The organism is Sphingopyxis sp. GW821-FHT02C12, from assembly GCF_059421785.1.
Window position 1 is genome coordinate 2,148,642 of record NZ_JBWKVQ010000001.1, and the last position, 13,514, is coordinate 2,162,155.

The following is a 13,514-nucleotide window of genomic DNA, read 5'->3' on the forward strand; positions in this document are numbered from 1 at the left end:
ATGCGCCTGCGCGTCGAACACACCACCCGTTATGAATATGATGGCCCCGTCAGCTATGCCTTGCAGCAGCTGAAACTGACGCCGAAGGAGCGGCCGGGGCAGCAGTTGATCCACCATTGGGCGATCGAGATCGCGGGCGGCACCAACCAGCTTCACTACACCGACCATCACGGCAACGGCGTCGATCTGGTCGCGGTCGATGCCGGCGCGCGCGAGCTTGTCATCCACTGCGTCGGCGAGGTCGAGCTGATCACCTGGGACGGGGTGATCGGGGTCCATCGCGGTGCGATGCCGCTGTGGACCTTCCTGCGCCCGACCCCGCTGACCCGCGCCGGACGCCATGTCCGCGCGCTGACGGCCGAACTGCGGCGGGATTTCGGATCGGACATCGAGCGCGCGCACGCCTTGTCGGCGCTGATCCTGGAAAAATTGCCGTACAGCATCGGGGTCACCGGCGCCGACACCACCGCCGAACAGGCGCTCGGCGGGGCCGGCGGGGTGTGCCAGGACCATGCCCATATCTTCATCGCGGCGATGCGCCACCTTGGGCATCCGGCGCGTTATGTGTCGGGCTATCTGATGATGAACGACCGCACGCACCAGGATGCGACCCACGGATGGGCCGAGGCGCATTTCGACGCGATCGGCTGGGTCGGCTTCGACGTGTCGAACGGTCATTCGCCCGATCAGCGCTATATCCGCGTCGCGACGGGGCTCGATTATCACGACGCCGCCCCGGTTCGCGGCATGCGCTATGGTGCAGCGCAAGAAAATATGGTTGTCCAATTGCAGGTGCAGCAATAAGCGATAGCCTGAGCAGGATTGGGGGACCGAAAATTATATGACCTATTGCGTCGGCATGCGTTTGAACAAGGGGCTGGTGTTCATGTCGGACACCCGCACGAACGCGGGCGTCGACGACATCGCGCAGGTCCGCAAGATGCGCAGCTGGCACCTGCCCGGCGAGCGCGTCATCACCTTGATGTCGGCGGGGAATCTCGCGACGACGCAGGCGGTGGTCAGCCTGCTCGACGAACGCACCAAGGCGCCCGAGGAACGGCATCCGTCGATCCTCGCCGCGCCGTCGATGTTCGCGGTCGCGACGATCGTCGGCGAAACGCTGCGCCAGATCGTCACCCGCCACAATCCCGCCGGGCCCGCCGCCGAATCGCTGTTCCGCGCCTCGCTCATCGTCGGCGGCCAGATCAAGGGGGCCGAACCGCGGCTGTTCCTGATCTATCCCGAGGGCAATTTCATCGAGGCGGGCGAGGACAATCCCTTCTTCCAGATCGGCGAGACGAAATATGGCCGCCCGATCATCGTGCGCTCCTATGACCCCGCGATGTCGTTCGAGGATGCGGTGAAGCTGCTGTGCGTCTCGTTCGATTCCACGATCCGCGCCAACGCCGGGGTCGACCTGCCGATCGACCTCAAGATCCACGAACGCGACGATTATGTCGGGGTCCACGAGCGCCGCTTCGAGCGCAACGACGCCTATTTCCAGAGCGTCGCCGACGGCTGGGCCGAGGCATTGGGGATCGCGCTGGCGGAATTGCCGGATTTTCATTTTTAGGAGATCAGCGTAGGCCGTGCAAAGGTGCCTGCTTACAGCCACTGGTAACGACATTCATTTGTGATGCGCTCAATCTCAGCTTCAGACGAGCAAGCCCAACACCCATTGCGTTGTCACATCTGTGGCCGGGCTCTGTTGATCGAAATCGACCCGCTGTCTGGCGACTGCGGAGGCGATTGTTGGGGTTGCATCGGGCTGATCGAAGCCGAGGCGGGTGGCGACCCCAGCTCGAATATCTCCATCGATTTCGTAGCGAAGGAGATAAAATGGGGCTGGCGCGGCCCCGATGGCACCCCAAGGCCGCAGAGCTTTTTCATGGACGGCGGACCTCGCTTCATCCGCGTGCGGTGGCTTCATTCTTCTCCCGACTATCCAGCGGAATTGTGGAGCGAACTCAACGAACGGCGCGAAGAGATAAGGAAAATCGAGATCTGGGCGGACGGACGTGTTGGGTATGCGTTGGAAAATCTGGAAATTGGGGGAACGAGGTTAGGAAAGGATGCAATTCCGTTGCTCGATGAAATTGCCGCAAACCCCGAGTTCGATCCGGAGGCCATCTCAGACTTGGTGTTTCAACAATGCTGGGATGAAAACGTTCGCTAATCGCTGCGACGTGCGATGCTCCGCTTTACGCGAAATCGCTTCCGACGCTGTCGGTCATATTCGCCCTACCGTGCCAGCGGCACCACGCGGAACTTCGGCCGGTCGCCGTGCATTTCGGCGTAAACCATCGCATATTCGGGCACCGGCATCCATGTCGCGCTGTTCGACGACAGCGGCTCGGACGCGACGATGATTGCGCGCGGCTCCTCTTCGCCGCCGACCATCTGCCACTCGCCGTCGTGGAGGCCGTAGTCGCGGCCGGTGGTGAACCACATCGACAGGAAATTCATGTTCGCCTCGTGCACCTGGTCGGGCGACCCGGTGCGATAATGGCCGAAGTCGAAGCAATGGCGCAGCCCGAGGATCTGGCGCCCGGTGGTCAGGAACAGGTTGCAGCTTGACGAGATGGCGATGCCATGGTGGCGCCGCGCGCGTTCGAGGATATCGACGGTCGCCTGAACCGCGGCGATCAGCGTGTCGCCCTCGGGCTCGACGCGCCAGTCGGGAAGCTGCGAGAGCAAGAGCGCATAAACCCATTCGCTGTCGGTCGATCCCGATATCTGCGCGAGCAGTTCGGGGGCGATGTCGGACATCAGTACCCCCTTCATCTCGCCGATGCGATAGATGTCGCCATTATGCGCCATCGCGACCGCGGCGCCGGGGAAGTGGAAGGGGTGGGTGTTCTGCTCGCTGACCTTGACCGTCGTCGAGTAAGCGACGCCGCGGACATGCGCGATCACGCATTCGGCGCGCGTCTTGATCGCCAGCGATTTGAGGTTGCCGTCGAACACCGGCAGCGACGGCGAGCGGTAGCGGTGCGGCTCGTGCGGGGCGTGCGACGCCGCGTCCCACGCCATCATCCCGAACCCCGCGAGGTTCAGCATGTGCAGCATCTTGGGCATATAGGCCTGATTGACGAGGCTGCTATCGGGCTTGAACAGCAGGTCGTCGAGCGTGACCCGCTCGCCCAGATACATCATCGCGCGGCACATCGGCTATCCCCTTGCCCCACCGGGAGGGATGCTACACGAGGGCAGAGGACCTGGCGAGAGGGCCTCGTTCAGGCCAGCACCCCCGGATAGAGCGTCCGTTTCACCTCGACCGGGTCGAGCGCATAATGATGCGCGACGGCGTCGGCGATCATGCTTTCGAGGCCGCGCGTCGGTTTGAGGTCGCGCCCGTCGAGCAGCGCCGCCGTGCCCAGCCCGGGCCAGTCGGCCGCGACCGTGCCGCCCTTCGCCAGCCGGCCGCCGAAGAGCAAGGCTGCCGATCCGGTGCCATGGTCGGTGCCGCCGCTGCCGTTGATCGCGACGGTGCGGCCGAATTCGGTCGCGACAATGACCAGCGTGTCCTTCCACGCCGGCCCCAGCCCCGCCTTCAGCGCGCCGACCAGCTGATCGAGCCCGCGCAACTGCGCCGTGATGCGGCTGCGCTGGGCGCTGTGCGTGTCCCAGGCGCCGGTTTCGACCATCATCACTCGCGCGCCGTCGGCGGGCAGCATCAGCGAGGCGGCGAGCCGGCCGAGGTCGGCGCCGTTGCGGCCGTTGTTGCCGCCGATCTCGCCCGCCAGCTCCTGCGTGCGGATCGCGCTTTCCCACAAGGGGTGCAGCAGCGCGTCCTTTTCGTAGAGCGCCGACAGCCGCGCGATCAGGTCGGCATTGGCCTGCGGCAGGCGGCTGGGGACGTAGGTGGCGACGGGCAGGGCGCCGCGCAGGGCGAGCGGGACCGACGGGGCCACCGCGAGCGCGCTGCGCCCGTCCGCCGGCAGCAGCGACAGCATCCGGTTCATCCAGCCGTCCGCGCGGCCATAGGGGCGCGTGCCGCCGCTTTCGAGCATATTCTGTCCGTCGAAATGCGACCGGTCGCGATAGACGGTCGCGACCGCATGCGCGACATGCGCTTCGCGCGCCGCGAACAGTGCGGCGGCGCTTTCGAGCGCGGGATGCAGCGTGAACAGGCCGTCGAGTCGCGCGCCGGTCGCGGCTTCCTCGACCAGCGCGGCGCGGACCCCGGCGAAGGCCGGGTCGCCGGTCGGCGCCGCGATCGCCAGCCCGTCGGCGGCGCCGCGCTGGATGACGAAGATCAGCCGCCGGTCGGTGGGCGCGGCGGCGAACGCCATTGCCGGGAAGACGGCGGCGCCGATGCCGGCGGCGATGACGGTGCGGCGGGTCAGGATCATCGTCTATCTCCGCAAGAAGGCAGGGCTGGCGAAGAGCATCGCGAGACCCTGTGCCGGGCTGTCGGCGCCTGCGATCGCCCCGGCCAGATCGGCGGTGAGCGCGTCGCCGAGGATTTGCGGCGCGAGCGTGCGCGCGTCGACTCGATCGCCGATCCGGGCCGTGATGCGGCTGGCGAGGTCGACGCGCTGCATCAGCCCGCCCGATCCGGCCCATGTCGCGACGGTATCGCCAAAGCCGGCGGGCGATTCGGGCCGCCATATCTGCTGGCCGAGCTGGCCGAGGAGGTCCGGGACATTCTGGCGTTCGCCGAACATCGGCACGGGCAGTCCGCGAGCCATCGACACCGCCCAGTCCCACGGCGACTTGAACATCGCAGGGCCGCCCTGCCAGGGTTCGGGCGAAGCGATGAGGGTGCGGTAGAGCGACGGGAGATCGCCGCCGCTGCGCAGGAAGTCGGCGGCGAGGCGGTCGACCAAAGGCGGTGGCGGGTCGTCGGCGGTGAAATGGCGCGCGAGCCTGGTCGCGATGTGGCGCGCGGTCGCGGGATGCGCCGCGAGGTCGCGCAGCACCGCTTCGGCCTGTTGCGGGCCGGTGTCGGGGTAGCGCTTGCCGAGGATCATCTGGTCGCCGGGCTGGTGCCGCTCGGCGATATAGATGCTGTCGCCGGGCTGCGAGCCGTCGGGGACCAGCTGGCGCAGCGCACCGCGACCGAGGCCGGCGACCGACAGGCCGGTGAGCGCGCGGGCGAAAGCGGTGACGTCGGCCTGCGTATAGCCGCTGCGCACGCCGAGCGTGTGGAGTTCGAGGATTTCGCGTGCGAGATTTTCGTTGAGCCCCGGCCGGCCGCGCGGACGGCTCTGGCGGACGGCGAAGGGGCTGTCGGGCCCGACGCTGAGCACCTGGTCCAGGTAGAGCTGCATCGCGGGATGGCGGATCGCGGCGATCAGCAGGTCCGAAAAGCGGCCCATGATGTGCGGGCGGATCGCGCTGAACTCATAATTACCCGCCAGGCCTGACACGAACTGCTTTTCGGTCGAGACGGCGAAATGATTGGCCCAGAAATGGACGAGGCGTTCGGCGAAGGGGGTCGGTGAGGCGACCGCGGCGGCGAAGCGGGCGGCTGCGGCGTCGATGTAGAAGAGGCGGATCGCCTCGCGCGCCTCGCGCCGGGCGGCGGGCTCCCTGCCGCGCTCGTCGGCGGTGGTCGCCGCGCCGGTCTTGCCGGCCATCGCGTCGCCCTGCTCGCGAAAGAGGATGTAGGTCTCGGCGATCTCGCGGGGGCCGGGGAGTGCCGCGATGGCTTGCGGCGACGGCTCGAAGGCGCCCAGCTGCCGCTCCAGCGCCGCCTGTGCCGCGCGCGCCGAGGTCGACGCCGCGTCATCGGGACGGTGGCCGAGCCCGAAGCGGTTGGCGGCAAGATAGTCGATCGCCATGCGGCACCTTTCCAGCCCCTCTCGCCACCGCCTATAATCGCGGCAAGATGTCGCAAAGCTGTACCGGCCGAGCGGCGTGCGACACGGTTCGTCTCAGGCCAGGGGCTTGTCGTAGATCTGGTACACGCGGTTGACCTTGGCCTCGATCGCCCCGGCGACCGCATTCATGCCCTGATTGTCGTCGAGCACCCAGCCGATGTCGCCGAACTGCGTGCCATAGTCGCGCACCGCGTCGCGGCGGATGAATTCGATCATCATGAAGGCGAGCGTGCTCGCCATGCGGCTGTTCTGCAATTTCGTGGCGACGCCCATCAGCGGCACGCGCAGCGTCCGGCTCTTGGGCTTGCGCAGCCACCAGAGCAGCCGCGCCCAGTTGAAGGGCCATAGCGAACCCTCCATGTCGATCAGCAGCTCGTTGATATTGGGCAGCACGATCATGAAGGCGACGGGTTCGCCGTCGAGTTCGGCGACGCGGATCAGATCCTCGAAGACGATGTCCTTCAATTTCTTGCCGATGAAGGCGATCTCGCTGTCGGTGAGCGGGACGAAGCCCCAATTGTCCGACCAGGCGTCGTTGAGCAGCCCCATGATGAGCTTCGCCTCGGCGTCGAACCTTTTCTTGTTCACCTTGCGGATGCGGATGCGTTCGTTCTTTTCGCCCGCCGCGACGATGCGGTTGACCAGCGGCGGGAAGCCGTCGTCGACGCGCACGCCATAGTTGAGCAATTGCTTGACCGGGTTGTAGCCCGCGCCCTCGATCCAGCCGCGATAGAGCGGGCTGTTGTGGCCCATCATGATCGTCGGCACATCGTCGAAACCCTCGATCAGCAGCCCGGGTTCGTCCCAGATCGAAATCGACAGCGGGCCCAGCGATCGTGTCATGCCCTGGCCGCGCAGCCAGTCCTCGGCGGTGACGAGCAGCGCGCGCGCCACCTCTTCATCCTCGGCCTCGAGCAGGCCCCAATTGCCGGTGCCCGGACCCATGCCCTGTTCGGTCGGTTGTTCGAGCGCGAGCGTGTCTATATGGGCGGAGATGCGCCCGACCGTCCGGCCGTCGCGGCGCGCGGTGAAGAATTGCGCCTTGCCATGTTCGTACCAGGGGTTTTTGCCCGGGGTCAGCAGGTCGAAAACTTCGCCCTTCAGCGGCGGCACCCACGCCGGATCGCCGCGATTGAGGCGATAGGCGAGTTCGACGAATTCGCGCGTGTCGGCCTTGGTCTTGACGGGGTGGATGGTGACGGGGCCCTGATGATGTGCGGCCATGGCTGGTTTCCTGAACGATGTGTCCTATATCTGTGGCGAGGCATTAGGGCATAGCTGTGGCGCTGGCGACCCGCATTCGGCCATTTTGCTGCCACGAAATTCTGGTTTGTGAACGCTTATGACGACGATCAATCCCCCCGCCGATCGGCTCGCGACTCCCTTCGTGTCCGGTGCGGCCAAGACGCCCACGTCGGCGGACGCCGACAAGAATCGGAAGTCGGCGATTGCCGACGACAAGGCGATGCTGCGCGCGGCGTCCGAACTGACGCGCGACCTGCTGAATCCCAGCGCGCGCATCTATTGGACCGACTTCCTCGTCTCGACCCTGCTCGGCTATGGCGGCGTCGCTGCGGCGATCCTCGCGCCGTCGACGGGCTGGATGCTCGCCGCCGCGCTGGTCGCGGTGCTGGCGCTCTATCGCGCGGGCAGTTTCATTCACGAACTCACCCATATCCGCAAACAGGCGCTGCCGGGCTTTCGCCTCGCATGGAATGCGCTTGTCGGCGTGCCGATGCTGATCCCCTCCTTCCTGTATGAAGGCATCCACAGCCTGCATCACAACCGCACCAAATATGGCACGGTCGAGGATCCCGAATATCTGCCGCTCGCGCTGATGAAGCCGTGGACGGTGCCCTTGTTCGTGGTCGTCGCGGCGTTCGCGCCGCTCGCGCTGCTGTTCCGTTTCGCGGTGCTGACCCCGCTGTCCTTCCTGATCCCGCCGCTGCGCAAGCCGGTGATGGAACGCTATTCGGGCCTCATCATCAACCCGCTGTTCCGTCGCCGTCCGCCCGAGGGCGAGTTCCGCCGCCAATGGGCGTGGCAGGAGGGCGGCGCCTGGGCCTGGTCGACCTTGCTGATCGCCGCGGGTGTGCTCGGCTGGATCCCGCTGCGTGCGCTGCTCATCTTCGGCGCGATCGCCTCGACGACCCTGGTGTTCAACCAGATCCGCACGCTCGTCGCGCATCTGTGGGAAAATGACGGCGGCGAGCTGACCGTCACCGCGCAGTTCCTCGACAGCGTCAATGTGCCGCCGCCGGGGCTGCTGCCCGAACTCTGGGCGCCGGTCGGGCTGCGCTATCACGCGCTGCACCATCTGCTGCCGGGCGTGCCCTATCATGCGCTGGCCGAGGCGCACCGCCGCCTGAAGGACGCGCTGCCCGCGGATTCGCAATATCATGGCGCCAATTACGACGGCCTGCCGGGGTTGGTGGCGCGGCTGGTGCAGGGGTCGGCGCGGGGCGGGGCTGCGGTCTGAATCCCTGCGGCTAATCGTGGCGGCGGTCGCCGTCCGCAATCGGGCGTATTAGCACGCGACTTCCGGACTGCGCCGCGATACGAACCGCTTCGACGAAGCCGACGCCTTGGCCTTCATATATTTGTTCGAGATGGCGCCAGTCGTCGTCGATCAATGTGGCGCGATAGATTCCGGTGAGCGCCGGTGCGACGGCCATGAAACTTGTTGTCGGCCCCTGCCGGCAAGTCGCGCAGGCGCTAATATAGCTGCCGTAATGAACGATCGTCTCGAACTTCGACGACCCGCAGTCGTCGCAGCGGAAATCGTCGTCCATGCTATTCTTCGGTGCGTATCAGGATCATCTCGCCGATCAGGGCGAACAATATGAACGGTCCCCACGCGGCCAGAAAGGGCGTGTAGGCGCCGAGGTCGCCCATCGCGAGGGCGAAATTGTCGGCGACGAAATAGGCGAAGCCCAATGCCATGCCGAGGATGGCGCGCACGAAAAGCTTGCCCGAGCGCGCGAGGCCGAACGCCGCGACGGCGCCGAGCAGCGGCATCAGGATCGCCGACAGCGGCCCCGAAATCTTGTGCCACAGCACGCCCTTCAGCGCATCGACCGGGCGGCCCGCGGCCTCAAGGTCGGCGATCGCGCTCTTGAGCTGGAGGAAGGGCATCTGGTCGCCCTTGACCTGCGCCAGCGTGAACTGGTCGGGGGCGACACCCTTGGCCGCGACGATCGTGCCGAGCGGCTGGATCGTTCCCGAGCGGCGCACGAAGCGCTTGGCATTGGTGAGTTCCCAGCCGCCATCGACCGCGCGCGCGCTGTCCGCCGACAGGATCGACGACAGCACCCCGCCGGTGCGTTCATAGATGGTGACCTTGTTCAATATGACCACCGGACCGCCGGTCTGCACCGTGCCCGCGTTGATCAGGTCGTTGCCGGCGCGCACCCAGATGTTGCTGCGCACGCCATTGTCGATCGGCACCTTTGCATATTGAACCTTTTGCCAGGCGGCGAGCGCCCCGGTCGAGCGTGCGACGATGCGTTCGTTGAAGGCGAAGCTGATCCCGGCGACGAGGAAGGCGGCGAGGAACAGCGGCGCGAGAACCTGATGCGCCGACATGCCGGCACCCTTCATCGCGATGACCTCGCTGTTTTGGTTCAGCGTCGCGAGGGTCAGGATCGTGCCGAGCAGCACCGAAAAGGGCAGGAAGGTCTCGATGATCTGCGGAATACGCATGCCGACATAGCGCCAGACCTCGGCATCGCCATTGCCCGCGACCGCCAGGATCTTGCCGCTTTCGCCGAGCAGGTCGAGCGTCTGCAGGATCAGCACGAGCGCGAACAGGATCGCGAAGGTGCGGACGAGGAACAGGCGCCCGACGTAAAGCGCCATGGTGCGCGAGGGGAAGAAGGAGAGCTGGTGCATCAGTCGGCCGCCTGAACCGCGCGCGGCTTGCGCTGGAACAGCGTGATCAGCCCGCGGATGCGCTGGCCGGCCTTGGCGGCGACGCGTTCGAGCGCGCCGATCGGCTGGCCGCCAGGCACATGCGCGACGGTATAATACATCCAGATCGCGAGGCCCGCGAAGAGCAGGAAGGGCACCCATAGCGCGATCAGCGGATCGACGGTGCCGCGCGCGCCCATATCCTCTGCATATTCGTTGATCTTGTGCTGGGTCACCAGCAGCACGATCGACAGGAAGATTCCGAGCGACGACGTCGATCGTTTCGGCGGGATGGCGAGCGCGATCGCGATCAGCGGAATCAGGAACATCGACACCACCTCGACGATGCGAAAATGGAAATTCGCGCGCGATTCGAGGCGGGTCTTCAACGGTTCGCGCTGATCCTTGCCGGCGACGAACAGTTCGGGGATCGTCTTTTCGCGGTCGGCGCCGCCGCGGGTGCGAAAGGCGTCGATCTTGGGCAGCGGGATCGGCAGGTCATGATTGTCGAAGGTCAGGACGCGCGGCACCGCGAATTTGGGCGATTCATGGATCAGTACGCCCCGGGTCAGCCGCAGGATGATTGTGTCGGGATCGTCAGTGGCGAGGAACTGGCCCTGCGCCGCGGTTGCCGACACGCTTTGCCCGTCTTTCTGCTCGCCGCGCACGAAGATGCCGCGCAAGCTGCGGCCTTCGTTCGAGCTTTCCTCGATCCGCAGCGTCATGCGTTCGCCCAGCTTATTGAACTCGCCGACCTTGATCGACGCGCCGAGTGCCCCCGAACGCAGTTCGAACTGCAGTCCTTCATAGGCGTAGCGGGCGAGCGGCTGGATGAAGCCGACGATCGCGAGATTGAGCAGCGCCAGCGCCAGCGCGAAGGCATAGGGCACGCGCATCAGCCGCCCGAAACTCATGCCGACGCCCTTCAGCACATCGAGTTCGCTCGACGTCGCGAGGCGGCGAAAAGCCAGCAAAATGCCGAGCATCAGCCCGATCGGGATGCCGAGCGACAGATATTCGGGGATCAGATTGGCGAGCATGCGCCAGACGACGCTGACCGGGCCGCCTTCGTTGGCGACGAAGTCGAACAGCCGCAGCATCTTTTCCAGCACGAGCAGCATCGCGGACAAAACCAGCGTGCCGAGCATGGGGAAGAAGATGAGCCGCGCGATGTAGCGGTCGATGGCGGGCAATCTATTCAAGCTTTCGTCGCCCCATCACCATGATTTGGCCGCAAATGATTCCGATATGCCGATTCAAGGGCGACAGGGACCCGTGCCGGCTTTGGCTGGCATGGCTATAGCCACTGGGAGCTAATGCGTCATGTCGAAATTTGTATCGACGTCACTCTGCATCATTCTGCTGGCGGTCACGGGACCGGCACATGCAGAGGGGCAGGTCCTGTCGAACGACCTGTCGAAATGCCGGAGCGGTCCGTCCACCCTTGTCCAGATCAGCGGCCTCAAGGCCGGAACGGGCCGGGTGCGCGTTCAGGCCTATCGCGCCACATCGGCCGACTGGCTGGCCAAGGGCCGCTGGATCAACCGGATCGAGGTGCCCGTGCGCGCCGCGTCGATGACCGTGTGCGTGCCGCTGCCGGCCGCCGGCAGCTATGGCATCGCGGTGCGCCACGACGTCAATGGCAACGGCAAGACCGACCTGTCATCGGATGGCGGCGGCATGTCGAACAACCCGAGCATCAACATCTTCAACCTCGGCAAGCCGAGCTACAAGAAGACGGCGTTCGCGGTGGGCGATGCGCCAAAGACGATCTCGATCACCATGAAATATATGTAAGGAACTATGGCCAGCGTCGCGCTCCTTTCCAATCCACGCTCGACCGGCAACCGTGCTCTGTTGCCGCGGGTGCGGGAAATCTGCGCGGCGCATCCCGACATATTCCATTATGAGGTCGAGGACGTCGACCAGATCGGCGAGGCGATCCGCACCATCGCGATGGTGTCCCCGCGCATCATCGTCGTCAACGGCGGCGACGGCACCGTCCAGGCGGCGCTGACCGAACTCTATTCGGGCGATTATTTCGGCGGTTCGCCGCCGCCGGTCGCGGTGCTGCCCAACGGCAAGACCAATTTGATCGCGCTCGACCTGGGCGCCGAGGGCGATCCGCTGAAGGCGCTCGAACGCGTGATCGAACTGGTCGAGACCGGCCGGATCGAGGATCATGTGATCCAGCGCCAGCTGATCTCGCTCGACAGCGGCGGCGAAGCGCGGCCGGTGCTCGGCATGTTCCTCGGCGGCGCCTATCTCGCCGATGTGATGCTCTATTGCCGCAACCGCATCTATCCGCTCGGCCTGCCCAACGGGCTGTCGCACGTGCTGGCGGCGGTCCTCGGGCTGTTCGCCATGCTGCTGGGGATCGGCGGCGGGCGGCTGCCGCCCAAGCCGCAGCCGATGATCGTGTCGTTGATCCGCCAGGGCGAACTGCACGGCAAATTCTCGCTGTTGATCGTCACCACGCTCGAAAAGCTGCTGCTCAGCATCCGCACCAACGACAGTCCCGGCCCGCGCGGCCAGATGAAGCTGCTCGCGGTCGAGCGCGGCGCCGGCGCGCTGTTCCGCATGCTCGGCGCGACCTTGCGCGGAACGCTCGGGCAAAATCCGCTCGAAGGCGTGCATTTCCAGCAGGGCGACGAAATCCGGATCGAGGGCGAGCGGTCGAACGTCATCCTCGACGGCGAGATTTTCATCGCCAAGTCGGGGCGCCCGATCGTCCTGACCTCGACCCAGCCGGTTCCCTTCCTGCGGCTCGCCGCCTGAGCCTCGTCATGCACGACAGCCTGACCGATCTGGTCCGCGCCGAACTCGCCACCCCCGTCGATCCGCGCGCGCGCATGATGGCCGCGGCGATCGCGGCGCAATATCCCGGCTCGGCGCGCGCGGTGCTGTTTTACGGCAGCTGCCTGCGCGAAACCCAGCTCGACGGGCTGATGCTCGATTTCTACCTGATCGTGTCCGACTATGGCGACGCCTATGGCCGGCGCTGGATGGCGGCGGCGAACCGGCTGATCCCGCCGAACGTCTTTCCGTTCCAGCACGACGGGCTGATCGCCAAATATGCGGTGCTGAGCGAAGCCGACTTCCACCGCCTGAACGGGTCCGAGACGCGCAACGTGTCGGTCTGGGCGCGCTTCGCCCAGCCGTCTCGGCTGGTGTGGGCGGTCGACGACACCGCGCGCGACCGCGCGATCGCCGCAGTGTCGCGCGCCGCGCCGACGTTGCTTGCCGCCGCCGGCGCGGTCGATGGCGAGCAACCGCTCGACTGGTGGCGCCGCGCCTTCGCGCTCACTTACTCGGCCGAGCTGCGCGCCGAACGCACCAGCCGGGCGCAGTCGGTGGTCGACGCGACCCCCGAACGCTATGCGCGCTTCAGCGTCGCGGCGATGGCCGCGATCCCGGCGAATGCGCGCGCCGGCGGCTGGATGCGCCGCCGCGCCGAAGGCAAGGCGCTCAGCATCGTCCGCCTCGCCAAGGCGAGCCTGACCTATGCCGGCGGGATCGATTATCTGGCGTGGAAGATCAACCGCCACGCGGGGACCAAGATCGAGATCAAGCCCTGGCAGCGGCGATGGCCGCTGGTCGCGGCGCTGACGCTGGTGCCGCGATTGATGCGGAGCGGGGCGATACGGTAACGGCCGCTAGCGGGCGTAGATCCTCCCTGCGGCGAAGCCGTGGGGAGGGGGACCGCCGCGGAGCGGTGGTGGAGGGGCCGCGGCGCCGCACCGACGCCTGACGGCGTCGGCCCCTCCGTCAGCCCTA

Annotated in this window: 14 protein-coding genes; 7 read left to right on the top strand and 7 right to left on the bottom strand. The window is 66.2% G+C overall.

Translation table 11 applies throughout. The annotated features are described in order from the left end of the window. The 3 genes from AC07U1_RS10365 (at window position 1) to AC07U1_RS10375 (ending at window position 2,176) form a co-directional block, all read left to right on the top strand. Window positions 1-804 carry a transglutaminase family protein gene (locus AC07U1_RS10365; protein WP_056346324.1) on the top strand — a complete coding sequence of 268 codons (804 nt, stop codon included), beginning with the start codon at window positions 1-3 and terminating at the stop codon, window positions 802-804. A gap of 37 nt (window positions 805-841) precedes the next feature. Continuing rightward, the gene (locus tag AC07U1_RS10370) at window positions 842-1,573 is read left to right on the top strand and encodes a proteasome-type protease (protein ID WP_495176580.1); all 732 of its coding nucleotides are present in this window, start codon (window positions 842-844) and stop codon (window positions 1,571-1,573) included. 135 nt (window positions 1,574-1,708) lie between these two features. Continuing rightward, window positions 1,709-2,176, top strand: a complete 468-nt coding sequence (locus AC07U1_RS10375; RefSeq protein ID WP_495176579.1) for a DUF6881 domain-containing protein — start codon at window positions 1,709-1,711, stop codon at window positions 2,174-2,176. A gap of 65 nt (window positions 2,177-2,241) precedes the next feature. Here the strand turns inward: AC07U1_RS10375 and AC07U1_RS10380 are convergent, their stop codons facing one another. The 4 genes from AC07U1_RS10380 to AC07U1_RS10395 form a co-directional block, all read right to left on the bottom strand. Next, a complete protein-coding gene (locus AC07U1_RS10380) occupies window positions 2,242-3,168 on the bottom strand; it encodes a class II glutamine amidotransferase (RefSeq protein ID WP_495176578.1) in 927 nt (308 codons plus the stop codon). Window positions 3,169-3,236: 68 nt separating this feature from the next. Continuing rightward, window positions 3,237-4,355, bottom strand: coding sequence for a DUF1501 domain-containing protein (locus AC07U1_RS10385; protein ID WP_056346328.1), 1,119 nt, complete (start codon window positions 4,353-4,355; stop codon window positions 3,237-3,239). Between the two features lie 3 nt (window positions 4,356-4,358). Next, entirely contained in the window at window positions 4,359-5,789 is a 1,431-nt protein-coding gene (locus tag AC07U1_RS10390) for a DUF1800 domain-containing protein (RefSeq protein ID WP_495176577.1), read from the bottom strand. A gap of 93 nt (window positions 5,790-5,882) precedes the next feature. Continuing rightward, window positions 5,883-7,052 (bottom strand): N-acetyltransferase, encoded by a 1,170-nt coding sequence (locus tag AC07U1_RS10395; protein ID WP_495176576.1) that lies wholly within the window; start codon window positions 7,050-7,052, stop codon window positions 5,883-5,885. 118 nt (window positions 7,053-7,170) lie between these two features. On the opposite strand from AC07U1_RS10395, the gene AC07U1_RS10400 reads away from it, so the two are divergent. Continuing rightward, window positions 7,171-8,307, top strand: coding sequence for a fatty acid desaturase family protein (locus AC07U1_RS10400; RefSeq protein ID WP_495176575.1), 1,137 nt, complete (start codon window positions 7,171-7,173; stop codon window positions 8,305-8,307). 10 nt (window positions 8,308-8,317) lie between these two features. Here the strand turns inward: AC07U1_RS10400 and AC07U1_RS10405 are convergent, their stop codons facing one another. Genes AC07U1_RS10405 through lptF form a run of 3 tightly spaced genes read right to left on the bottom strand, consistent with a single transcriptional unit; the run spans window position 8,318 to window position 10,939 of the window. After that, the gene (locus tag AC07U1_RS10405) at window positions 8,318-8,620 is read right to left on the bottom strand and encodes a hypothetical protein (protein WP_492736697.1); all 303 of its coding nucleotides are present in this window, start codon (window positions 8,618-8,620) and stop codon (window positions 8,318-8,320) included. Between the two features lies 1 nt (window position 8,621). Further along, complete coding sequence (gene lptG, locus AC07U1_RS10410; protein WP_056346338.1) at window positions 8,622-9,719, bottom strand: LPS export ABC transporter permease LptG; 1,098 nt, start codon at window positions 9,717-9,719, stop codon at window positions 8,622-8,624. Further along, a complete protein-coding gene (gene lptF / locus AC07U1_RS10415; RefSeq protein ID WP_082544936.1) occupies window positions 9,719-10,939 on the bottom strand; it encodes an LPS export ABC transporter permease LptF in 1,221 nt (406 codons plus the stop codon). The genes lptG and lptF overlap by 1 nt, the downstream gene beginning before the upstream one ends. A gap of 121 nt (window positions 10,940-11,060) precedes the next feature. Here lptF and AC07U1_RS10420 point away from each other — a divergent pair, with 121 nt between their 5' ends. Genes AC07U1_RS10420 through AC07U1_RS10430 form a run of 3 tightly spaced genes read left to right on the top strand, consistent with a single transcriptional unit; the run spans window position 11,061 to window position 13,387 of the window. Then, window positions 11,061-11,534 (top strand): DUF2141 domain-containing protein, encoded by a 474-nt coding sequence (locus AC07U1_RS10420; RefSeq protein ID WP_056346341.1) that lies wholly within the window; start codon window positions 11,061-11,063, stop codon window positions 11,532-11,534. A 6-nt stretch (window positions 11,535-11,540) separates the two neighbouring features. Next, the gene (locus tag AC07U1_RS10425) at window positions 11,541-12,515 is read left to right on the top strand and encodes a diacylglycerol/lipid kinase family protein (RefSeq protein WP_056346343.1); all 975 of its coding nucleotides are present in this window, start codon (window positions 11,541-11,543) and stop codon (window positions 12,513-12,515) included. Between the two features lie 8 nt (window positions 12,516-12,523). After that, entirely contained in the window at window positions 12,524-13,387 is an 864-nt protein-coding gene (locus AC07U1_RS10430; RefSeq protein ID WP_495176574.1) for a hypothetical protein, read from the top strand. Window positions 13,388-13,514: the final 127 nt, after the last annotated feature.